20 protein-coding genes are annotated in these 20,453 nt (G+C 63.3%); 7 read left to right on the top strand and 13 right to left on the bottom strand.

Translation table 11 applies throughout. The features are described from left to right. Nucleotides 1-230: 230 nt before the first annotated feature. The 3 genes from ACFQ95_RS22280 (at nucleotide 231) to ACFQ95_RS22270 (ending at nucleotide 2,789) form a co-directional block, all read left to right on the top strand. Nucleotides 231-725: an NUDIX hydrolase gene (locus tag ACFQ95_RS22280; protein WP_422834579.1), complete on the top strand. Its 495-nt coding sequence runs from the start codon at nucleotides 231-233 to the stop codon at nucleotides 723-725. Between the two features lie 254 nt (nucleotides 726-979). Next, nucleotides 980-1,834 carry a shikimate dehydrogenase family protein gene (locus ACFQ95_RS22275; protein ID WP_422834577.1) on the top strand — a complete coding sequence of 285 codons (855 nt, stop codon included), beginning with the start codon at nucleotides 980-982 and terminating at the stop codon, nucleotides 1,832-1,834. A gap of 28 nt (nucleotides 1,835-1,862) precedes the next feature. Continuing rightward, nucleotides 1,863-2,789, top strand: coding sequence for an amidohydrolase family protein (locus tag ACFQ95_RS22270; RefSeq protein ID WP_422834575.1), 927 nt, complete (start codon nucleotides 1,863-1,865; stop codon nucleotides 2,787-2,789). Between the two features lie 298 nt (nucleotides 2,790-3,087). Here ACFQ95_RS22270 and ACFQ95_RS22265 read toward each other — a convergent pair whose 3' ends face one another. Continuing rightward, a complete protein-coding gene (locus tag ACFQ95_RS22265) occupies nucleotides 3,088-3,843 on the bottom strand; it encodes an SDR family oxidoreductase (RefSeq protein WP_422834574.1) in 756 nt (251 codons plus the stop codon). Nucleotides 3,844-3,984: 141 nt separating this feature from the next. Here ACFQ95_RS22265 and ACFQ95_RS22260 point away from each other — a divergent pair, with 141 nt between their 5' ends. After that, on the top strand, nucleotides 3,985-4,932 hold the full coding sequence (locus ACFQ95_RS22260) for a LysR family transcriptional regulator (RefSeq protein ID WP_422834572.1): 948 nt from the start codon (nucleotides 3,985-3,987) through the stop codon (nucleotides 4,930-4,932). 4 nt (nucleotides 4,933-4,936) lie between these two features. Here the strand turns inward: ACFQ95_RS22260 and ACFQ95_RS22255 are convergent, their stop codons facing one another. The 3 genes from ACFQ95_RS22255 to ACFQ95_RS22245 form a co-directional block, all read right to left on the bottom strand. Next, nucleotides 4,937-5,395, bottom strand: coding sequence for a cupin domain-containing protein (locus ACFQ95_RS22255; protein WP_422834570.1), 459 nt, complete (start codon nucleotides 5,393-5,395; stop codon nucleotides 4,937-4,939). Nucleotides 5,396-5,506: 111 nt separating this feature from the next. Next, nucleotides 5,507-5,761 (bottom strand): hypothetical protein, encoded by a 255-nt coding sequence (locus ACFQ95_RS22250; protein ID WP_422834568.1) that lies wholly within the window; start codon nucleotides 5,759-5,761, stop codon nucleotides 5,507-5,509. 51 nt (nucleotides 5,762-5,812) lie between these two features. Beyond that, the gene (locus ACFQ95_RS22245; RefSeq protein WP_422834566.1) at nucleotides 5,813-6,268 is read right to left on the bottom strand and encodes a ribonuclease HI family protein; all 456 of its coding nucleotides are present in this window, start codon (nucleotides 6,266-6,268) and stop codon (nucleotides 5,813-5,815) included. Between the two features lie 91 nt (nucleotides 6,269-6,359). Between ACFQ95_RS22245 and mnmA the strand changes: the two genes are divergently transcribed. Beyond that, nucleotides 6,360-7,520: a tRNA 2-thiouridine(34) synthase MnmA gene (gene mnmA, locus ACFQ95_RS22240; protein WP_422834564.1), complete on the top strand. Its 1,161-nt coding sequence runs from the start codon at nucleotides 6,360-6,362 to the stop codon at nucleotides 7,518-7,520. Between the two features lie 9 nt (nucleotides 7,521-7,529). On the opposite strand, the gene ACFQ95_RS22235 is transcribed toward mnmA, so the two are convergent. Beyond that, nucleotides 7,530-8,444 carry a LysR family transcriptional regulator gene (locus ACFQ95_RS22235; protein ID WP_422834562.1) on the bottom strand — a complete coding sequence of 305 codons (915 nt, stop codon included), beginning with the start codon at nucleotides 8,442-8,444 and terminating at the stop codon, nucleotides 7,530-7,532. A 90-nt stretch (nucleotides 8,445-8,534) separates the two neighbouring features. Here ACFQ95_RS22235 and ACFQ95_RS22230 point away from each other — a divergent pair, with 90 nt between their 5' ends. Continuing rightward, nucleotides 8,535-9,452, top strand: coding sequence for a DMT family transporter (locus tag ACFQ95_RS22230; RefSeq protein ID WP_422834560.1), 918 nt, complete (start codon nucleotides 8,535-8,537; stop codon nucleotides 9,450-9,452). A gap of 84 nt (nucleotides 9,453-9,536) precedes the next feature. Here ACFQ95_RS22230 and ACFQ95_RS22225 read toward each other — a convergent pair whose 3' ends face one another. The 7 genes from ACFQ95_RS22225 to ssb form a co-directional block, all read right to left on the bottom strand. Continuing rightward, nucleotides 9,537-10,607 carry an ABC transporter ATP-binding protein gene (locus tag ACFQ95_RS22225; RefSeq protein ID WP_422834559.1) on the bottom strand — a complete coding sequence of 357 codons (1,071 nt, stop codon included), beginning with the start codon at nucleotides 10,605-10,607 and terminating at the stop codon, nucleotides 9,537-9,539. Nucleotides 10,608-10,609: 2 nt separating this feature from the next. Then, the gene (locus ACFQ95_RS22220) at nucleotides 10,610-12,172 is read right to left on the bottom strand and encodes an ABC transporter permease (RefSeq protein ID WP_422834557.1); all 1,563 of its coding nucleotides are present in this window, start codon (nucleotides 12,170-12,172) and stop codon (nucleotides 10,610-10,612) included. A gap of 90 nt (nucleotides 12,173-12,262) precedes the next feature. Continuing rightward, nucleotides 12,263-13,297, bottom strand: coding sequence for an iron ABC transporter substrate-binding protein (locus ACFQ95_RS22215; protein WP_422834555.1), 1,035 nt, complete (start codon nucleotides 13,295-13,297; stop codon nucleotides 12,263-12,265). A gap of 252 nt (nucleotides 13,298-13,549) precedes the next feature. Next, a complete protein-coding gene (locus tag ACFQ95_RS22210) occupies nucleotides 13,550-14,758 on the bottom strand; it encodes a formylglycine-generating enzyme family protein (RefSeq protein WP_422834553.1) in 1,209 nt (402 codons plus the stop codon). A gap of 305 nt (nucleotides 14,759-15,063) precedes the next feature. After that, nucleotides 15,064-16,125 (bottom strand): hypothetical protein, encoded by a 1,062-nt coding sequence (locus ACFQ95_RS22205; protein WP_422834551.1) that lies wholly within the window; start codon nucleotides 16,123-16,125, stop codon nucleotides 15,064-15,066. Nucleotides 16,126-16,173: 48 nt separating this feature from the next. Then, nucleotides 16,174-16,779: a hypothetical protein gene (locus ACFQ95_RS22200; protein ID WP_422834549.1), complete on the bottom strand. Its 606-nt coding sequence runs from the start codon at nucleotides 16,777-16,779 to the stop codon at nucleotides 16,174-16,176. Nucleotides 16,780-17,190: 411 nt separating this feature from the next. Continuing rightward, complete coding sequence (gene ssb, locus ACFQ95_RS22195) at nucleotides 17,191-17,706, bottom strand: single-stranded DNA-binding protein (RefSeq protein ID WP_422834547.1); 516 nt, start codon at nucleotides 17,704-17,706, stop codon at nucleotides 17,191-17,193. Between the two features lie 118 nt (nucleotides 17,707-17,824). Between ssb and ACFQ95_RS22190 the strand changes: the two genes are divergently transcribed. Further along, nucleotides 17,825-19,213, top strand: a complete 1,389-nt coding sequence (locus tag ACFQ95_RS22190) for a chloride channel protein (RefSeq protein ID WP_422834545.1) — start codon at nucleotides 17,825-17,827, stop codon at nucleotides 19,211-19,213. Here ACFQ95_RS22190 and ACFQ95_RS22185 read toward each other — a convergent pair. Then, nucleotides 19,128-20,330, bottom strand: a complete 1,203-nt coding sequence (locus ACFQ95_RS22185; RefSeq protein ID WP_422834543.1) for an MFS transporter — start codon at nucleotides 20,328-20,330, stop codon at nucleotides 19,128-19,130. The two genes, ACFQ95_RS22190 and ACFQ95_RS22185, sit on opposite strands and share 86 nt — an antisense overlap. Nucleotides 20,331-20,453: the final 123 nt, after the last annotated feature.

Raw genomic sequence — 20,453 nt, 5'->3', positions numbered from 1 at the left:
TCCGGGGTCAGCGCCACCCTGCGCTCCCCCGCTACCGTCTCCGCTGGCACGCCTATCAGCATGGTGTCTCCTTGGAAGTTTCAGCCATCAAACCCAAGCGGCCTTGTTTTCGCAACTTGAGGAAAAACAAGCACTTATGCGCACAAGCTTACCTGAGTTGTCGTTATTTACATGCATTTTCTAACAGGGGAATGCCCTACTGCGGCGCCTGCGCGGCCAATAATAGGAACATGAAAAATCGATGGAAACCCAGTGTCACCGTGGCGGCCGTGATTGAAAAAAACGGCCAGTTCCTGCTGGTGGAAGAGCACACACCAGAAGGCCTGCGCCTGAACAACCCGGCGGGCCATCTGGAGTCGGGCGAATCCTTGGTCGAAGCCTGTGTACGCGAGGTGCTGGAAGAAACCAGCTACAGCTTCACCCCCACGGCGCTGGTCGGGGTCTACATGTCGCGCGTGCGCCGCGCGGGCCAGAACGGTGCCGAAGACCGCGACATCACCTACCTGCGGTTTGCGTTCTGCGGCAAGGTTGGCGCCCCCGACAGCACGCGCCGCCTGGACCACGGCATTGTGCGCACCCATTGGATGACGGCCACGCAGATCCAGCAACACACACCGCGCCACCGCACACCGCTGCTGCAACGCGGGCTGGATGACTACCTTGCGGGCCGCCGCTTTCCGCTCGATTTTGTGAACACCGACGCCTCGGTCTACCTATCGCTCTGACCCCGCTTTTGCATCTGTGCCGGCTATTAAATAAATAGCAACTCAGGCTACAACATAGGGCGTTAAAAGCCTAATTCGCCTCATACTTCTGCAGCGCAGCACGGCGGGGCTACGATAACCCTGCGTTATCACGACGTACATCGCGACATCTTCCGCACGCCAGCGCGCATTTCTAGACTGGCGCTCCGCCCGCTCACTCTGGCCCATATGGGGTTGGAGGCGCGCCCCTTTCCACCCCACGCACATCTCCCCCCATGCCCAACATCACCGGCACCACACGTGTCTTCTACATCCTGGGCGATCCGGTTGCCCAAGTACGCGCCCCAGAGGTTTACAACCACCTGTTCCAGCAGCATGGCGTCGATGCGGTGCTGGTGCCGCTGAAGCTGCCCGCCACAGCCCTGGCAGGCTTTTTGGAACACGGCTTGAAGGCCGACAACGTTGGTGGCTTCTGGGCCACCATTCCGCACAAATCGGCCCTGGCCGATACTTTGCAGCCCACCGACCCCGTGGCCCAGATTGCCGGTGCCGTGAACGCCGTGAAGCGCCATGCCGATGGCCGACTCGAGGCCGCGTTGTTCGACGGCATAGGTTTCGTCAAAGGCCTGGACCACTTTGGCATGGCCATCACCGGCCAACGTGTACTGGTGGTGGGCGCGGGCGGCGGCGGCCACGCCGTGGCGGCCGCATTGGCCCAACGCAAGCCCGCGCACCTGGCGGTGTTCAACCGCACACGCGACCGCGCCGCGGCGTTGGCGACACGCCTGCAAGCCTTGATTGGCGACGCTGCGGTCGTTGCGGATAACGCCGACCCGGCAGGCTTTGACCTCATCGTCAACTGCACCTCACAAGGCCTGAAGGCCGACGACCCCATGCCGTTCGACCCCGCACGCGTGGACGCAGGCGCCGCCGTGGTCGACATCATCATGAGCCGCGAGCCCACCCCCTTGCTGCGCGCCTGCCGTGCGCGGGGCATCCGTGCCGAAGCCGGTTTTGAAATGCTGGTGCAGCAAATCCCCGAGTACCTGCGCTTCTTTGGTTTCGACTCTATCGCCCAGAGCGTGCAGTCCGATCTGAGCGCGGTGCGCGCATTGCTTTATCCGAAGTAACAGCGCCCGCCCTGGCCCTTGACCGCACATGAGCATTTTTGACGAACCCAAGATTGACTGCCATTGCCATGTGCTGGACCCATCACGTTTTGCCTACGCCCCCGACACCGCCTACCGGCCCAGTGGGCAGGAAGAAGGCCGGTTAGACCAATACGTGCAGGTGATGGAGGCCTACGGCATGCGCCACGCCTTGCTGGTCGGCCCCAACTCGGGCTACAACCAGGACAACCGTTGCCTGCTCGACGCGATCGCCCAGGGTCAGGGCCGCTTCAAAGGCATTGCCGTGGTGCCGCACCACACCAGCCGCGCAGCGCTGCTGCAACTGCGCCAAGCCGGGGTCATAGGCATAGCCTGGAACGCGGCCTTGCTGGGCACGGCGCACTTCACGCAGGCCGCCGCAGCGCCATCCCTGCTGCGCCACTTGGCGGAGCTTGGCATGTTGCTCAGTCTGCAGGTGGAGCACGACCAACTGGTGGAGATGAAGCCCATGCTGGAGCGCAGCGGTGTGCGTATGTTGATCGACCACTGTGGCCGCCCCAGCGCAGCCGGCGGCGTGGGCCAAGCCGGCTTTCAAACCCTGCTGGGCATGGCGCGTAATGGCCGCACGGCCGTGAAACTCTCGGGTTATCAGAAATTTTCGACCACAGCTCCGCCGCACCACGACACCCTGCCCTATGTGCGCGCCCTACTAGACCACTTCACACTGGACGCCTGCCTGTGGGCCAGCGATTGGCCATTTCTGAAAGCGCCTTATCGGCAGGACGTGGGCCCCTTGCTGCGGGCTGTGGAACACCTGCTGCCGCACAGCCGCGACCGCCACCGCCTGCTCTGGGAGACGCCCTGCCGCTGGCTGGGTTTTGAGGATACATCGCTGCATTTGCGGCAACTCTGGGCGAAGTTTCAAACCGACCCAATGCGCCTGGCCCCCGGGCAAGACTGCGCCGCCAAGCGCTAGCAAAGATATAGCTGCATACGCTTTCAAGAAGCGCCTCGGGGCCTCTTCTCACTAAAACTGCAGGTCGTTCCCACGCAGACTAGCAGGCCCCACCATGTCCCTAGATCTCAGCAAAGAAGACCGCGCATAGGCAATGTGGCCGCCGGTGCGCTGCTGAATTACTTCATCGAAGAGATCGGCCCAGCGCTGAAGAACGTGACGCGGCCGACGCGCAAGAGTTTGCCTGCTGGAACAAGGCCGACCGGCAAAAGAAGGGGCGTTGACCCGTGGCAGCACGCTGCCCGCCCCTCACAAACATTCAAACCTGCGCAGTACCGCCATCGACAAACAACTCCACACCACTCACAAAGGCGGAGTCATCCGAGGCTAAAAACACTGCAGCCTTGGCGATGTCTTCAGGCAAACCCATGCGGCCCAACGGGATCTGCGTGGTCAGGTAGTCCAGCAAGCCTTGTTGTTGCGCCTGGTCGGGGCCGGCCAACTCCACCAAGCCAGGCGTGTGTGTGGGGCCGGGCGACAAAGTGTTGACGCGGATGTTGCGCCCCTTCAAGTCCAGCACCCAACTGCGCGCCAGGTTGCGCACCGCAGCCTTGCTGGCGCTGTAGATGCTGAAGTTGGCCGTGCCCTTGATGCTGGTGGTAGAGCCCGCCAAGATCACGGATGCGCCATTCGACAACAACGGCAGCGCCTTCTGCACCGTGAACACCACGCCTTTGACGTTGCGGTTGAACGTGTCGTCAAAGTGCGCTTCGGTGATGGCGCCCAGCGGCAGCATGTCGCCGCCACCCGCGTTGGCGTACAACACGTCGATGCGGCCGTGTTGGGCCTGCACGGTGTCAAACAGCCGATCCAGGTCGGCCAGCTTGGATGAATCGGCCTGCACGCCCGTGGCATTGGGGCCAATGGCGGCCACTGCCGCGTCCAGTTCGGCCTGGCGGCGCCCGGTGATGTAGACCGATGCGCCTTCTTGCGCAAACGCCTTGGCTGCCGCCAAACCGATGCCGGTGGTGGCGCCCGTGATCACCGCTACTTTGCCTGTGAGTTTTGTGCCCATGTTATTTCTCCTGTGGTTGTTGAAAGGGTGAGCGAAGTTTATTTATTGGCTTTAAATGAATAAAGATTGATTTTTGAATCTCTTATTTCATATGGTTGAATAATGGCCTCACGGCACCCCCTCATCAACACCCGCAGCTCCATGGATCAACTCCTCGCTCTTCGCGTTTTTGTGCGCATCGTCGAATCCGGCGGTTTCGCCAAGTCGGCCGACGCGTTGAACATCCCACGCCCCACCGTCACCAAGCTTGTGCAAGACCTGGAGCAGCACCTCGGCGCCAAGCTGCTGCAGCGCACCACACGCCAGGTCAGCGTGACGCCCGAGGGCGCGGCGTATTACGAGCGCGCCACACGCCTGCTGGCCGAATTGGACGAAATGGACGAGCGCGCGGCCAAAGCGCGCACCCAACCACGCGGCCGCTTGCGGGTGGACATTGGCTCTTCGTTGGCGAATCTCATCCTGCTGCCCGCACTGCCGGGCTTCAGGGCGCGCTACCCCGACATCCACCTCGACCTGGGGGTGAGCGACCGGCCACTGGACTTGATTGGTGAAGGGGTGGACTGCGTGATCCGCGGCGGCGTGCTGGCCGACACCTCATTGGTGGCACGACGCATCGCCCACCTCGACTACGTGACCTGTGCCAGCCCGCTGTACTTTGGCGCACGCGGCGTGCCGCAACACCCATCGGACTTGGTGGCGCGAGAGGTCGACCCGAAAGACAAAACACGCGTGCCCGGCCACGCCATCGTGGGCTACTTTTCGTCGCTCACCGGCAAGGCGTTTGCATTGGAGTTTCACAAGGGTGACGAACACCTCACGGTGCAGGGCCAAACGGTAGTTGCGGTGAACGAAAGCACCGCCCACCTGACGGCCTTGCTCACGGGCATGGGCCTTGGGCAAACCTTTCGCTTCATGGCCGCGCCGCACCTCGCCACCGGCCAGCTAAAAACCGTGTTGGACGATTGGACGCGCCCGCAACACCCGCTGCACGTGGTCTACCCCAGCAACCGCCATTTGAATGCCAAGCTGCGCGTGTTTGTCGATTGGGTGGCCGAGGTCTTTGCGCCATATGACGACCGCGCGGCTTAGCGTTCTAGACCTTGGCCGGCGGCGCGGACGGTGCTGCAGGCACCAAGCCGTAGCGTGCCATCACCGCCACCATGGCGGCCTTGTCGGGCGGGCCGCCACTGGCGCTTGCGGCGTTCACCACCGCTCCCACATCCCGAAAATACTGCGCACCAATGTCTGGCGACTGCACGATCAACGCGCGTGCCGTCGCAGCAAACGGATTGGAAAACTGGTGCACGCTGCCGCGCGGGCTGAGCATGGTGTCGCCCACCGCCAGGTCGCGTGTCTCGGCGCCGACGGCGTAGCGCAGCGTGCCCTCCGGCACATAAACACATTCGTCGTTTTGGGTGTGGCTGTGCGGCGGCGGCACGTTGGAGCCCGGCGGCACCGTCAACTCAAACATGCCCACGCTCTCAGTCTGCGAACCATCCACCAGATAACGAATGGAGAGTTGCCCTACGGCGATGGCTGAAGAGTCGGACATTTTGAGATCCTATGCAGTGCCAAGAGATGGCCCGCATCATGCCGGATTTGAAGGCCGGTGGGAATGGTGACAGGGCGCGCAAAAAAGCCCGTCAGACATTCACACTCAGGCTCAGTTGTACTTGAACGTCAGATACGCAAAGACTGCAAAAAGGCCAACCCAGAAAACCGTATCCAACGCCATGGCCAAACGCCAGGCTTTTTGCGGTGCCATGCTGGCGAAGGTACGCAAACGTTCAACCTGCGGATGGCCCTGCGGCAACATGGCGGCCAGCGCAAGCGCGCCCGCAATGAGCACAGCGCCAACCCCTGCGGCGACAGCGATAAGCGCCACAAAGCTCAACAGAATGAAAAGTGGTGTGCTCATGCCGGGCATGATAGGCCTAGGGGCTTTCTGGGTGCAAGAACGGGCGCGTGTTTATCTCCGCCGCTTCTTCGGCAGCTTCAGCACGCGCTCACCCATGCCCAAGGCGGCACGTGCCAGCGCATCGGCCTCAGCATTGCGGTGCTGCGGTATCCACATCAAACGGGCGTCTTCAAACGACTGAAACAACGTACGCGCTTCGTCAAACAAGGCAGCGAGCCGGGCAATGGGCTTGGCCGTGTGGCCGCCCACCTGCTGCACCACCACGCTGTTGTCGCTGTGCACCACGATGGCAGTCGCGCCCTCGCGCTGCAGCTCCCTCAACACCGCCATCAGGGCGCGTAGCTCGGCCTCGTTGTTGCAGCCAATGCTATGGGTGGCTTGCGACAGGGTGTGGCACGCGCCGTCGGGCGCCGTCCACACGGCACCCAGGCCCATGCGGCCGGGGTTGGGCAGGGCGCTGCCGTCCACGTAGGCCACCCACGGGCCCATGCTTTGATCGTCGTTCATCATCCTCGCTCAACACCACCTGTATGGGTTTATTGTGGTCTACACAGCCCCACGCCAGCACGGCCTTGGCCGGGTTTTTACAATGCTGGGTATGGGCAACATCACCTCCTCTTCTCAACGCGTCGTCGTCGGCCTCAGTGGCGGCGTGGATTCGGCCGTCAGCGCCTGGCTGCTCAAGCAGCAGGGTTATGAGGTGATTGGCATCTTCATGAAGAACTGGGAAGACGATGACGACAGCGAATATTGCTCGTCGAACATCGACTTTGTGGACGCTGCCGCCGTGGCCGACGTGATTGGCATAGAGATCGAACACGTCAACTTTGCCGCCGAGTACAAGGACCGGGTGTTCGCCGAGTTCCTGCGCGAATACCAGGCCGGCCGCACACCCAACCCCGATGTGTTGTGCAATGCCGAGATCAAGTTCAAGGCCTTTCTCGACCACGCCATGCGCCTGGGTGCCGAGAAGATTGCCACCGGCCACTACGCACGTGTGCGCCACAACCAAACCACTGGCAAACACGAGTTGCTCAAGGGCCTGGACCCGCTCAAAGACCAAAGCTACTTTTTGCACCGGCTGAACCAGGCGCAGCTGGCCAAAACCCTGTTCCCGGTGGGCGAGCTGCCCAAGACCGAGGTGCGCCGCATCGCCGCCGAGATTGGCCTGCCCAACGCCAAGAAAAAAGATTCGACCGGCATCTGCTTCATTGGTGAGCGCCCGTTCCGCGATTTTCTCAACCGCTACATCGCCAAGGAACCCGGCCCCATCAAAGATGCGCGTGGCCGGGTGCTGGGCAAACACCAGGGCCTGAGCTTTTACACCCTGGGCCAGCGCCAGGGCCTGGGCATTGGCGGGGTGAAGGAAAAAGGCGCACAACGCGGCAGCGGTGAACACGAGCCGTGGTTTGTCGCGCGCAAGGACATGGAGAAAAACACGCTGTGGGTGGTGCAAGGGCACGACCACCCGTGGTTGCAGTCGCACAGCTTCACGGCCAACGACACCAGTTGGGTCGCGGGTGAGGCGCCCGCGCCCGGCGCCTATGCCGCCAAGAGCCGCTACCGCCAGGCCGATGCGGCCTGCACCCTGGTCAGCAACACCACGGGCGGTGTGCAGCTGGACTTTGCCGAAGCCCAATGGGCCGTGACACCCGGCCAATCGGCCGTGTTGTATGACGGCGATGTGTGCCTGGGCGGTGGTGTGATCAACACCGTGGCCGAAGCGCCAGCGGCGCAACCTCAAGCGACGTTGGCCTGATCCAGCGTTTTACTCAGGCTGCAGTGCAGCCACCAGGTGGTCGATCAACACGCGCACTTTGGGCGTGGTGTAACGCGATGCCGAGAACAGCAGGTACATCGTGCCCTGGTAGTCGTTGTTGTAAACCCATTCGGGCAGCAAACGCAGCACCCGGCCGGCGGCCAGCGCATCACGCGCCACAAACTCCGGCACACAACCCACACCCAGGCCGGCTTCAATCGCCTCCAGGCGCATCTCGCTGTGGTTGACGGTGTAGCGGCCGGCCACCGTCACCTCCACGGCATCATCACCCCGCACAAAGCGCCAGCGGTTATCGTGTTCTTGCTCGCCGAGTGAGATGCAGCTGTGGGCGATCAAATCCTCTGGCGTTTGAATACGCGTGTGCGCCGCCACATAGGCCGGGCTGGCCAGCACCAGTTGGCGCACCGGCCTCAAGGCACGCGCCACCAGGCCCGGCGACGGGTTGTCGGTGAGGCGCACCACCAGGTCAACACCTTCGCGCAACGGGTCGACCAGGCGGTCCACCACCAGCAGATGCACATCCACATCGGGGTAACGTTGCATGAAGTCCAGCAAGGGCTGGTGCAGCAGGTGGCGCGAAACGGCCTTGGGTGCGCTGATGCGCACCAGGCCTTTGGGTGTGTCCATATGGCCTTCGGCCACGCGCATGGTGGCCTGAGCGGCGGCCACCATCTCGCGCCCGCGCTCCAGCACTTCCAGGCCGGCTTCGGTCAGGCGCAGTTGCCGCGTGGTGCGCTGTAGCAGCGCCACACCCATGGCCTTTTCCAGACGCGCAACTTGCCGGCTGACAGCCGAGGGCGTGAGCCCGTGCAGGCGTGCCGCAGCCGAGAAGCTGCCGGCCTCGGCCACGCGCACAAACGCCACCAGTTCGTGCACTACGTCTAGGAAGTCATTTGTTCTCACGGCGCATAAATCCTGTTCTGCTGACTAGTCTAGTCAATGGCGCGTTTGATCAGAACAATTCGCCCATTCGTTTATGGGAGAGAAAGCGGCATGCCAGCAAGCGCGGTTCACGGTTCTCAAAATCTCGCACGTCCGTGGCTAAGCCCCGTCGAGTGGCTGCTGCTGTTGGTGGCGGTGATCTGGGGCGGCAGCTACAGCGCGGCCAAGCTGGCGACCGCGCAACTGCCGGTGCTGCAGTTTCTGCTGCTGCGTTTTGGGCTGACTTTTGTATTGCTGCTGCCCGCGCTACGCGGCCTGGCCATACCCTCGTGGAAAGCGGCGCTGGCGGGGGCGACGCTGCTGGGCATCAACCTGTTGGCCATCTTTGTGTGTGAGACGTTTGGTGTGTCGCTCAGCACCGCCTCCAACGCGGCCTTCTTGATCAGCCTGTGTGTGGCCTTTACGCCGCTGTGTGAATGGTGGTTGCTCAAGATTCGCCCGAGCCGCAGCACGCTGGCCGCGGCCGCGCTGTCGCTCGCCGGCGCCGGGTTGTTGGCGTTTCAGCACGGCGGCACGGCGGGCCTGACCTGGGGCGACGGCCTGATCGTGCTGGCGGCCCTGTTGCGCGGCACCATGGTCTGCCTGACACGCCGCCACGGGCAACGCCATGGCCTGCCCGCGCTCACGATGACGGCGGTGCAAATGGCTGTGATGACCCTGGGCTCGGCTGCGTTGATGTGTGTTGTGCCGGGCGCCACATGGGCGCCGTTGCCACACACGGCGTCGTTCTGGTCGGCCATGGCTTTTTTGGTGTTGTTGTGCACGCTGTTCGCGTTCTTCGTGCAGAACCATGCGGCGTCGCGCACCAGCCCTTCGCGTGTGGCCTTGCTGATGGGCAGCGAGCCGTTATGGGGCGCACTCATCGCCGTGCTGTGGCTGGGCGATCACATCACGCCGCAGGGCTGGCTGGGCGGGCTGCTGATCGTGGCCTCGGCTTGGGCGGTGACACGACCAAACAGCAAGGCTTGATGCGGATGCACAGTCCCGCTGTTTGGCGCTGCAATCACCAACACTTGTCGCAGCTGCGTGAGCAGCTACAAAAACGATAGTTTTCTACGCCCCGGCAAACACATGCGCCTGCCCGCGCACGCTGATGCGTACCGTGGCGCCCACGGCCGGCACCTCGATGCCGTGGCTGCGCACCAGCAAGGGCGCGGTATCCACGTCGGCGCCCTTCAGGTGCACGGTCAGGCCGCAGATCGGGCCGCCGTAGTCCACGTCGGTCACGGTGCCGTAGCAGCAAGGGTCGGCATCCACCACACCCTGGGCTGCGGCCACGTCCTGCCATTCGAGTTGCTCGGGGCGCACCATGATGCTGGCTTCGCCCGAACGCAGCTTGTCGTTCACCGGCACGCGGCCCAGCACACATTCGGCCCAGCCGCCGTCCAACTGCGCGGGCAGCACCACGGCTTCGCCCAGGAAACCGGCGGTGCTCGCGTCCACCGGGCGCAGGTACAACTCGGACGGTGGGCCAACTTGTGCCAGCAGACCTGCACGCATCACCGCCACCTGGTCGGCAAACGACAGGGCTTCGGCCTGGTCGTGTGTCACCAGGATGGCCGTGATCCCAGCGGAAGTAAGCAGTTGCGCCACGGCCTTGCGGGTGGCCGCACGCAGGCCGGTGTCGAGTGCGGAAAACGGCTCGTCCAGCAACATCAGCTTGGGGCGTTGCGCCAAGGCACGCGCCAGCGCCACACGCTGCTGCTGCCCGCCCGACAACTCGTGTGGCCGGCGCGTCAGCATGAGCCTGTCGAGCGAGACCATGTCCATCAATTCTTCAATACGCTGCTGGCGACCCGGGTCGTTGCGCGCCAGGCCAAAGCCCACGTTGTCGGCCACGTTCAGATGCGGAAACAGCGCGCCGTCTTGCGGCACAAAACCGATGCCACGGCGGTGTGCAGGCACGGCATTGCCACCTTCGGCCAGCACCTGCCCGGCCATGGCCACACGGCCGGTGTCGGGCACTTCAAAGCCGGCGATGATGCGCAACAAGGTGGTTTTGCCCGAGCCCGAGGGGCCGACGATGGCCGTGCGGCTGCCCGCCGGCACGTTGAGGCTGACGCCGCCGAGCGCGCGCATGGCGCCATAGTGTTTAGTGACGGACTTTATTTCGAGGAAGCTCATCGTCATCGTCCAGCAGATTTCTTGGATTGGGCATACAGCAGCCAGGTCAAAGGCAGCGACAGCAGCACCATCAAAAAGGCATAGGGTGCGGCACGCATGTAGTCGATTTCAGCGGTCAGCGACCAGAAGGCCGTGGCCAGGGTTTGCGTGCCATTGGGTGCCAGCAGCAAGGTGGCGGTGAGTTCGTTGGTGATGCCCAGCGCCACCATGGCCACGCCCGCCGCAGCACCGGGTGCGGCCAGACGCATGGTCACGGCCCACAGCGCCTGGGCGGGTGTGCGCCCCAGGCTGCGGGCGGCGTATTCCAGTTCTACCGGCGCCTGCGCAATGCCGCCGCGCAGGCTCACCAGGGCGCGCGGCAGGAACAGCATCATGTAAGCCAGGAAAATGGTCACCACGGTCTGGTAGATGGGCATGGCGATGCGCACGGTAATGGTCACAAGCGCCAGTGCCACCACCACACCGGGCAGCGAACCCACCATGTAGTTGCAGGCTTCGATCACACGCTGCAGGCGCCCGGGTGCACGGATCGACAGCCAGGCCATGGGCACGGCGGCCACCACGGTGATCAGCGCACCGCCGATCGCCAGGACCATGGTTTGGCCCAGTGTCGGCAGGATCTCGTTCCAGCGCCAGACTTCCAACCCGCCGGCGATCAGCCAACGGCCCAGCGTGACCAGCGGCACACCCAGCGACAGCAGCGCCGTTACCAGGGGCAGCAGCAGGCACAGCCACATCCACGGGCCCAGCTTGGCCGGAGAGGGCATACGCGCCGCACCCGTGCCGACACGCGCATAACGCTCGCGGCCACGCGTCCCGGCCTCCAAGCCGAGCAGCACAAAACAGCAAAGCACCAACACGCCGGCCAGCATATTCGCCGCCGGGCCGTTGAAGGTGGACTGGAACTGGTCCACGATGGCGGTGGTGAAGGTGTCGAAACGTATCATCACAAACAGGCCGTACTCGGCCAGCAGGTGCAGGCCCACCAACAAAGCGCCACCCCAGATCGGCAGACGCAGTTGCGGCAGCACCACCCGGCGGAACACCGCCCAAGGTGTCAGGCCCAGCGAGGCGGCGGTGTCTTCCACGGCCGGGTCGAGGCGACGCAAAGCCGCAGCCAGCGGCAGATAGATGAACGGGAAATACGCCAGCACCGACACCAGCACCGCGGCCCACAAGCCGTGCATGGCCGGGATCAGGCTGACCCAGGCATAGCTGTGCACAAAGGCTGGCACCGCCAGCGGTGCCGCGGCCAGGCCCGACCACCAGCGCGCACCCGGCAGATCGCTGCGCTCGGTCAGCCAGGCCAGGGCCAGGGCCAGCAGCGTGCACAGCGGCACCACGATGACCACCAGCCAACTGGTGTTGATCAGCAGCTCACCAACGCGTGGCCTGAAGATCAGCGCGGAAGCGGTGGGCCAGCCGGTCTGAAAGCCGACCCACAGAATGAAGCCAAGTGGCAGCAATGCCAGTATGGTGACACCCAGGGCCAGCCCGGCCGCCCAGGAAAAAGCCGGCCGGCGCACCGGCACGGGCAGCGCCTGGCCAGCGCCCGCATGGGGCAAAGAGAGAGAAGGTTCAGGCGCAGCCTGCATCAACAAGCAACGTGGCGGACAAAGCCGCCACGTTTTCCATTCAGAGTTTCAGAGAGGTGCTCAAAGCAGGCCAGCCTGCAGCATCAGGTCGGTGACTTTTTTGCTGTTGAGCTTGGAAGGCTCCACCTTAGGTGCATTCAAGTCGGCCAAGGGTACCAGTTTTGGATTCGACGCCGCACCCGCACCCACGGCGTATTCATACGAATCCCCGCTACGCAGAATGCCTTGGCCACCCTTGCCGGTGATCCACTTCACAAACGCCTGGGCTTGCGCCTTGTGTTTGCTGGAGGCCAAAACACCGCCGCCGGAGATGCTGACAAACGCGCCCGGATCTTCATTCTTGAAGTAGTGCAGTTGCACGTTTTTGCTGTTCTCGCCGGTGCCGGCCTGGTCACCAAAATAGTAGTAGTGGTAGATGATGCCGCCGTCGATCTGCCCGGCGTTCACGGCCTTCATCACCACGCTGTTGCCACGGTAGGGCGTGGCATTTTGCTTCAGCCCCTTGAGCCAGGCGGCGGTGGCGACTTCGCCCTTCAATTCGAGCAAGGCGCTGACGATGGCCTGGAAGTCGGCGCCAGCGGGCGCAGCACCCCAACGACCCTTCCAGCTGGCGTCGGCCAGGTCCAGCATGGACTTGGGCAATTGCTCGGGTTTGAGTTTGTCCTTGTTGTAGACGAAGACGGTGGTGCGCGCGGCAATGCCGGTCCAGCGGCCATGCGCCGGGCGGAAGTTGGCGGGCACTTGCTCCAGCGTGGCAGCGTCCAACGGGCCAAACAGGCCGGCGCTTTCCACCAGGCCCATGGCGGGCGAGTTTTCGGTCAAGAACACGTCGGCCGGCGAGGCGGCGCCCTCTTGCACAATCTGGTTGGCCAACTCGGTGTCGCTGCCCTTGCGCACGGTGACCTTGATACCGGTCTCTTTGGTAAAGCCGGCCGCCCAGGCTTCGGTGAGGCTGGCGTGCTGCGCGTTGTAGACCAGGATGCCGTTGTCGGCCTGGGCCGACGCCGTCATGGGCAGCACGGCGATGGCTGCAACCGCTACCGCCACTGCCACCATGGACCGGCCTTGCGTCCAACCAGAGAGAGAGAATTTCATTCAGACACCTTAGATACAAGCGCTTCGGGGTGGCATTTGCGCGCCCCATACCAAAAAGCAAATAGAAACTATTTGCATTGGGTATTTTAGACAGGCCGGGCCTGACCGCGCCACGCAAAGGGTTGCCATGGGTTTCCTGGCCGTCCAAGGCGCTTCGCCAAGGCCAGCGTGCTGGCTGCTTTGCTGTTCCTGCGGTCCAGCGTCATCCGGTGGATGACCGTGGAAGGCCTGGCCTCAGCGTCTGTTCCAGGCTTAGCCGCCCCTGGCAAGGACCTGCGCTTGGTCGGCGGTCTTGGCTGCAGCCTTCTTGCTGGCCTCCCAATCTTTCTGGTCCATGGCCAGGCGAAAGCCCAGGTGTGACATGCTGGTGTAGGGATCGGTACCGCGCCGCGCACTCGGGCGGTAACTCAGGCAGAAATCTTCATTGCACAAGAACGAGCCCCCGCGCGTCACCCGTTTGGGGGCATTCACCGGCACACCGGCATCATCCGGGTCAAAACTGTCGCTGGGGCCGCGCGGATCGACCTGCACACCACCTGCCTTGGCCACGCGCACAAACTGGTCGGCGCGGTACCAGTCGGACACCCACTGCCAGGCGTTGCCGGTCATGTCAAAAAGACCATAACCATTGGCCGGGAAGGTGCCCGCCGCGCTGGTGCCCAAAGCACCGCCGGCCTTCGCACTGACGATAGGAAACTTGGCCATTTGCTGACCCTGCCAGACATTGGCCATTTGCTCTTTGCCCGGGGCGAACTCTTCGCCCCACACGTAAGTGGCCTGCTCCATGCCGCCACGCGCGGCGAACTCCCATTCGGCCTCGGTGGGCAGGCGTTTGCCCGCCCATTTGGCGAAAGCCAGTGCATCGGCATAGCTGACCTGCACCACCGGGTGGTCGTCGCGGCCGTCGATGTTGCTGCCGGGGCCATTCGGGTGTTGCCAGCTGGCACCGGGTTTGTAGGCCCACCAACGGTAGTAATCGCGGTAGTCCACCGCTTCGCGGGTGCCGATGAACACCATGCCCCCCGCGATCAATTGACTGGCCGGTGGTTTTGGCGTGCCCGGGGGCACCTGCACCTTGATGGTTTCCCAATCGGGCACGGACTCGGCGGTGGTGACATAGCCCGTGGCTTGCACAAACTTGCGGAACTCGGCGTTGGTGACGTGGTGCTGGTCCATCCAGAAGCCCGCGACACGCGCCGGATGGGTAGGTTTTTCGTTGGCCTGGGCCAACTTGCTGTCGCTGCCCATCAGGAATTCGCCGCCGGGTATCCAGGCCATGTCTTTGGGGCCGGTCACACCATCACCGAGCACGGCTTTGGGGACGGCAGCGACCTTGGCTGCGGGCGCTGCAGCCGGGCGGCTGGACAGCCACTTCACGCCGGCAAACCCGGCCAATGCCGGCACCAGCAGAGCCGCGCCCCACAGCAGCTTGCGGCGCACGCTGTCCGGGCGGACGGTCACGGCTGTGGACACAGAGGCGGCGGTTGTCGCGCCGTTCTGCAACACAGGCCGCTTGACCGCCTGTGCTGAGCTGCTGGCATTTGTACGACGCCGTTTCGATCCGCTCATGTTGATCCTTTAAAAGCCTGACGCGACGGGCTTGCGACAGAAAGTTTGGAGGCGGCAGCTGCCGCGTAGTTCAATCGCGTTACGCGCCATCGGGCGCATAGAAAAAACCACGAGAACCGCAAAACAATATTCAAAAACAAGAGCACTCAGCGCACACTCGGGGCGACTGAAAAGCCTATTTGATTCGCAAGTTCTGATCAGAAGCTGACCGCCAGGCCTAACGACACACCTTGCACCTGCTCACCACGCATGAAGCGCAGCACGGCCCGGGCACGCGTCACAAAAATATCGTGTGCGCTCAGATCAAGCTCCAGCCCGTAACCCAGCGAGACCAGGTTTCCAGAGGCCAGGGCTTCGTTTTTGTTGCCCAGGTAATCGGTGTAGGCCAGCTCGAAAACGTGGCGCACCGGACGCTCGAATGCGGTCATGCCACTGGGCTTGCGGTAACGCGACCAGATGCTCAGGCTCTCCGACGTGGTACGCGTTTGCATGCTGGCAAAGTTGTCGGCCTCGGTGCGCAAACGCACGTTGGTGTAGCGCACTTCGAGGTCTTTCTCTTCATCGGGACGGGAGTGTTCATAGTCCAACATGAGCGCGCCGCCCAAGCCTACCGCTTTGAGCGTGCCACCGTCGAGAAAATCCAATTCGGTATCGGTTCGTCGCCCCACGTACCACGCCCCGGCACGCAAATCGCTGAACACGCGGCCCACGGTGGCCATGGCAATCGGGCGCAACACCCATTCGTCCGCGATCTGGAAGTCCCAGCCCACACCGCCTGTCACCGTCACACTGTTCCAGCGCACGGGCAGGCGACGCTGGGCGGCACCGTCCTCCACCAGAAACTTCGGGTCGAAGCGCACATAGGCAGCATTGCCTTCGAGGTACAAAGGTACGCTTTTGCTGACGGTAAAACCGCCACCAAATTGCGTCATGTTGATGCTGGCATCGTCGTTTTCGGTGTTTTTCACCGACAACGAACTGGTGGTCACGTCCGGAATGATGGTGTAGGACATGAGCTTCAAAATATCCGTGGCCTGGTCCTTGACACGGCCAACCCTCACGCTCGGCCCGAGTTTGCCGCTCACTGTGGCAGCGCCCCCGGGCGCGCCTTGAGCCGACGCCGAATCCGCAACACCCAGCCCCAACAAGACACCCAAGCCGGTGAAGCCGCTGAACAACAGCGAGGCCACACGGCACCGATGCCGGCCAAGGGCCGAGCGGCGCGGGAGCTCCTGCACGCGTGCCGTGAGCCTGCTCATCAGTTGGCCTCCCCTAGGTGTGAATGCGCTGATGCAACGACGCTTGGCTTACTTGGCCGCTGGCCGCTCCACGTTGAGCACCACCGCTTCTATGACGGTGGCGCGCACCTCATCGCCGACTTTCAGTTGTTTGATGTCTATGTCCTTGGGCACATTCACCGTGGTGGTCCGCGAAGCGCCACGCAGTGTCGCCGTGCCAGCCTTGGCGTTGAGTGCCGTGATCGTCGCCAGCACTTCCACCGTGCGCGCACTGGCCCTGCCCGGCAAGGCACCTGCGGGGGCGGCCACGGTCTCGGTCTTCTCCGTATTTTCTCGAATACCGGCAGTACCAGACACCTTTTCCAACTTGGCCACCACAGCGGCGGCATAACGGAACACCAAGTCGTCGCCCACGCGCACCTGGTCCAGGCCCTTGACTTCGGCCGGAACGTCGACCATCACAATATTGCCCTTGGGGCCGCGCAGCACGGCCACACGGTTCTTCATATCGAGTTCGACAATCTTCGCGCGCACCTCGATTTCTCCGGCCTTCACAGCGCCGTTGGCCCCCTTACCTTCCACGGCGATTGCCGCCGCCCCTTGCGCAAAACCTGCCGCGGGGAGCACGAGTGCGCTGGCGCCCATCACGATACCTACGATCAATGCAGCTTTCATGTCGGTTTTCCTGGTTAGATAGAGTTTTGAATCGCGCCCGAATGGGCATGCATCGCAAAAACAACGTCACAAACACGGCACCAACTTTGACATCACTCTGTGGCACACATGGTTGGACAAGCGGCACATTCCTAGCCTGCACTGGTGCGTGCCTGGACGGGCCAGCATAGCCAAAACTTTTCGGCTTGACCAGAATAAAGGCGTTTGCATGTTGCTTCCATGCTCGTTCGCGGTTCAGCGCTGAAATGAATAAAAGCCACGGCAGCCCCACCATGCGTGCGGCGGTGGCCGTTCAGCATTCTTTGCCACCTGGGCAACACTCACCAGGCAACTGCTGTGTGTGCATAGTAAAAAAGGCTCGACCCCTGAGGGGATCGAGCCTTTTATCAACAAAGACCGCCTGGGGCGGAATCAGAACGGAATATCGTCGTCCATGTCATCAAAGCCGCTGGAGGCTTGTGGCGCGGGAGCCTGGCGCGGTGCGGGGGCCGCGGCTCGTGGTGCCGGTGCCGGAGCGCGGCGGGGTGGTGGAGCGCTGTCATAGCCGCCACCGTCGTAGCCGTCGCCACCACCTTGAGGACCACCGGAGCCTTGGCGGCTGCCGAGCATGGTCATCTCGTTGGCAACGATTTCGGTGATGGACTTTTCCATGCCGTCCTTGTCGTTGTACTTGCGGCTGCGGATGGCGCCTTCAACATAGACCTGCGAGCCTTTGCGCAGGTATTGCTCGACGATGCCGGCCAAGCCGCCGCGGAACACCACACGGTGCCATTCGGTGGCTTCGCGGCGTTCGCCGGTTTGTTTGTCTTTCCAGGTTTCCGTGGTGGCAATGGTGACATTCGCCACCCGGTCGCCACTGGGGAAAGTGCGCACTTCGGGATCTCGGCCCAAATTGCCGATGAGAATGACCTTGTTGACGGATGCCATGTTCTATACCTGTAAATCTTGTCTGGAAAACGGTGCGCCAGCCCTTTTGGGGGTTCGGCGCCGAACCCTGCATTGTGCCGCATCGGCAGCTTCATCGATACGACTATAGTCGTAGGCCATGCACCGCGAACCCGACTTTTTGCAGAACCTGCGCAGCGAACTGTCAAACGGGCGCGTCTGGCTGGATCGGGCCATTGTGCTGGCCTACGCCGTGCTCGCCGGCCTGCTGGTCGTGGGGTTCACGCTGCTCAGTGACTGGACTTTTGGCCATTTTGAGGTGTTATTCCATCGCTTCAGCTGGGCCGTGCTGCTGTGGACACCGGCCATCACCGTGGGCGTGGTCTGGGCCACGCGGCGCTTCTTCCCCGGCGCGGGCGGCTCCGGCATACCACACGTCATTGCCGCGCTGGACCCACACCTCCCGGCTGCTGAGCGCAGCCGTTTTGTTTCGCTCCCGCTGTCGATCGCGAAAATTGGTTTGTCGTCGCTGGGGCTGCTGGCAGGCCTGTCGATAGGCCGCGAAGGCCCGTCGGTGCAGGTGGCGGCAGGCGTGATGCAGCATGCGCAGCGCTGGCTGCGGCCGGGCTCTGGCATCACGGCACACGCCTTGCTGGTGGCGGGCGGCGCGGCGGGGATTGCGGCGGCGTTCAATGCGCCGCTGGCGGGCGTGGTGTTTGCCATTGAAGAACTCTCGCGCAAGCTTGAATCGCGCAGCAGCGGGCTAATCATCACCGCCATTGTGCTGGCGGGTCTGGTGGCCGTTTCCACCTTTGGCAACGTCACCTACTTTGGCGTGATCAAAGTGCCGCACCTAGGCTGGGACGCATTGGCGCCCGGCCTGGTGGTGGCGCTGGTGTGCGGCGGTCTGGGCGGGCTGTTTGCACGGCTGATGACGGCCTCGCTCACCGGCTCGTCACCCGACCGCATCAGCCGCTGGCGCAGTCGCCACCCCTATCGTTTTGCAGCAGCGGGCGGCCTGGTGATTGCCATCATTGGCCTGGTGACTGGCGGCGCCACCTTTGGCGCGGGTTCACACGCGGTGCACGACATGCTGGAGGGCGACTTCAATGCCCCGGCCTTTTACGTCACGCTGAAGCTGGTGGCCACCTGGCTCACGGCCTGGTGCGGCGTGCCCGGCGGCATTTTTGCGCCGTCGCTGTCCATAGGCGCGGGCATAGGGCACAACGTGGCGGCGGTGTTTGGCGGCGATATCACGCCCGCACTGATCGCCATGGGCATGGCGGGTTTTCTGGCGGCGGTGACGCAGGCGCCGCTCACGTCCTTCATCATCGTGATGGAGATGGTGGACGGACACGCCATGGTGTTGAGCTTGATGTCGGCCGCGATGTTGGCCAGCTTGGTGTCGCGCATGTTGTGCCGGCCCTTGTATGAAACGCTGGCCGAACACATGGTGAGATTAGTTACCGCGCAGCCGACGGATGCGCCGAAGCCGTCGGCCGAACACCCCACATCAGCGCCAGCCACAAACCGCTCAACAGCAGCGTAGCCCAGAACAAGCCTTGTGGCCCGGCCTGCTTGAGCAACAAGCCGCCCAAGGCACCGCCCGCAAACAAACCCAGCGACTGGCAGGTGTTGAAGACCCCCAGCGCCGCCCCGCGTGCCGTGATTGGCGCCAGGCGCGACACCAGGCTTGGCAAGCTGGCCTCCAAACAATTAAACGCGCAGAAAAACAGGAGCAGCAGCCACACCAGTGGCGCCAGCGACAGGCTATTTGGGTCTAAATAAGCCACCCACAAAAACCCTGCCTGCACCAGCGCCAGCAAAGCCACCGCGCCACGCAGGGCGGTGCGCAACTGGCCGCGCCGCTCCATCGGGAACAGCAGCGCCCCCATCACGCCAAACGACAACACAACCGCTGGCAAATACACCTGCCAGTGGTCGGCCCGCGCCAGCCCGGCCAACACCAACCAGGCGGGCAGTGCCACCCACATGGCCATTTGCACGGCGTGCAAGACGAACACACCGGCATTCAGGCGCAGCAGTTGGGCATCGGCCAGCACATCGGCAAAACGCGCGCGGCTGGAGGCGGTGTGGGCGTGGCGTGGCGGCTCGGCCGGCACCCACCAGCACACGGCGGCAATACCGCCCAGCGCAAGCAGCGCGGTCACATAGAAAAGTCCAGGCAAGCCCACCAGCGCCGTGAGCCAGGGCGCCAGCACCAGCGCCACGGCAAACATCAGGCCGATGCTCATGCCGATGAGGGCCATGCCTTTGGTGCGCACCTGGTCGCGTGTGAGATCGGCCAGCAGCGCCGTGACCGCAGCCGACACCGCGCCGGCCCCTTGCAGCGCTCGCCCCAGCGCCAAGCCCTGCAAGCTGGTCGCCCAAGCGGCCAGCAGGCTGCCCAGCACAAACACCAGCAGGCCGATGACGATGACCCGCTTGCGGCCAAAACGGTCCGAGGCCATGCCAAACGGCAGTTGCAGCACGGCTTGCGTCAGCCCGTATAGCCCCATGGCCAGCCCTACCAGGGCGGGGTTGTCGCCACCGGGGTACTTTTGCGCCTCCAGCGCAAACACCGGCAGCACCAGAAACAGGCCCAACATGCGCAACGCGAAGATGAAAGCCAGGCCTTGGCTGGCGCGCCGCTCGGTGGGTGTCATCAGACTGGCAGCAGCTTGCGGGGAGGTAGAGGGTTTTGGCACGACTGAACGCGAAACAAGGTGGGCTTAAGAACAACAAGCAACCCTGGATTCTCACCTATCATCCAGCCGCCGCACCGCATA

Origin of the sequence: Variovorax sp. HJSM1_2 (genome assembly GCF_049316285.1) — a bacterium.
In the GTDB taxonomy this organism is placed as follows: Bacteria; Pseudomonadota; Gammaproteobacteria; order Burkholderiales; family Burkholderiaceae_C; genus Rhodoferax_B.
Note: the sequence above shows the minus strand (reverse complement) of the source record. Positions and strands in the feature narration are given on the sequence as shown.

Bases quoted from the DNA above. Each gene is read 5' to 3' on its own strand.
- ACFQ95_RS22245 (WP_422834566.1), bottom strand. From the start codon at position 6,268: ATGAACGACGATCAAAGCATGGGCCCGTGGGTGGCCTACGTGGACGGC.
- ACFQ95_RS22270 (WP_422834575.1), top strand. From the start codon at position 1,863: ATGAGCATTTTTGACGAACCCAAGATTGACTGCCATTGCCATGTGCTG.
- ACFQ95_RS22190 (WP_422834545.1), top strand. From the start codon at position 17,825: ATGCACCGCGAACCCGACTTTTTGCAGAACCTGCGCAGCGAACTGTCA.
- ACFQ95_RS22230 (WP_422834560.1), top strand. From the start codon at position 8,535: ATGCCAGCAAGCGCGGTTCACGGTTCTCAAAATCTCGCACGTCCGTGG.
- ACFQ95_RS22250 (WP_422834568.1), bottom strand. From the start codon at position 5,761: ATGAGCACACCACTTTTCATTCTGTTGAGCTTTGTGGCGCTTATCGCT.
- mnmA (WP_422834564.1), top strand. From the start codon at position 6,360: ATGGGCAACATCACCTCCTCTTCTCAACGCGTCGTCGTCGGCCTCAGT.
- ACFQ95_RS22260 (WP_422834572.1), top strand. From the start codon at position 3,985: ATGGATCAACTCCTCGCTCTTCGCGTTTTTGTGCGCATCGTCGAATCC.
- ACFQ95_RS22205 (WP_422834551.1), bottom strand. From the start codon at position 16,125: ATGAGCAGGCTCACGGCACGCGTGCAGGAGCTCCCGCGCCGCTCGGCC.
- ACFQ95_RS22280 (WP_422834579.1), top strand. From the start codon at position 231: ATGAAAAATCGATGGAAACCCAGTGTCACCGTGGCGGCCGTGATTGAA.
- ACFQ95_RS22200 (WP_422834549.1), bottom strand. From the start codon at position 16,779: ATGAAAGCTGCATTGATCGTAGGTATCGTGATGGGCGCCAGCGCACTC.
- ACFQ95_RS22225 (WP_422834559.1), bottom strand. From the start codon at position 10,607: ATGAGCTTCCTCGAAATAAAGTCCGTCACTAAACACTATGGCGCCATG.
- ACFQ95_RS22215 (WP_422834555.1), bottom strand. From the start codon at position 13,297: ATGAAATTCTCTCTCTCTGGTTGGACGCAAGGCCGGTCCATGGTGGCA.
- ssb (WP_422834547.1), bottom strand. From the start codon at position 17,706: ATGGCATCCGTCAACAAGGTCATTCTCATCGGCAATTTGGGCCGAGAT.
- ACFQ95_RS22275 (WP_422834577.1), top strand. From the start codon at position 980: ATGCCCAACATCACCGGCACCACACGTGTCTTCTACATCCTGGGCGAT.
- ACFQ95_RS22255 (WP_422834570.1), bottom strand. From the start codon at position 5,395: ATGTCCGACTCTTCAGCCATCGCCGTAGGGCAACTCTCCATTCGTTAT.
- ACFQ95_RS22265 (WP_422834574.1), bottom strand. From the start codon at position 3,843: ATGGGCACAAAACTCACAGGCAAAGTAGCGGTGATCACGGGCGCCACC.
- ACFQ95_RS22185 (WP_422834543.1), bottom strand. From the start codon at position 20,330: ATGACACCCACCGAGCGGCGCGCCAGCCAAGGCCTGGCTTTCATCTTC.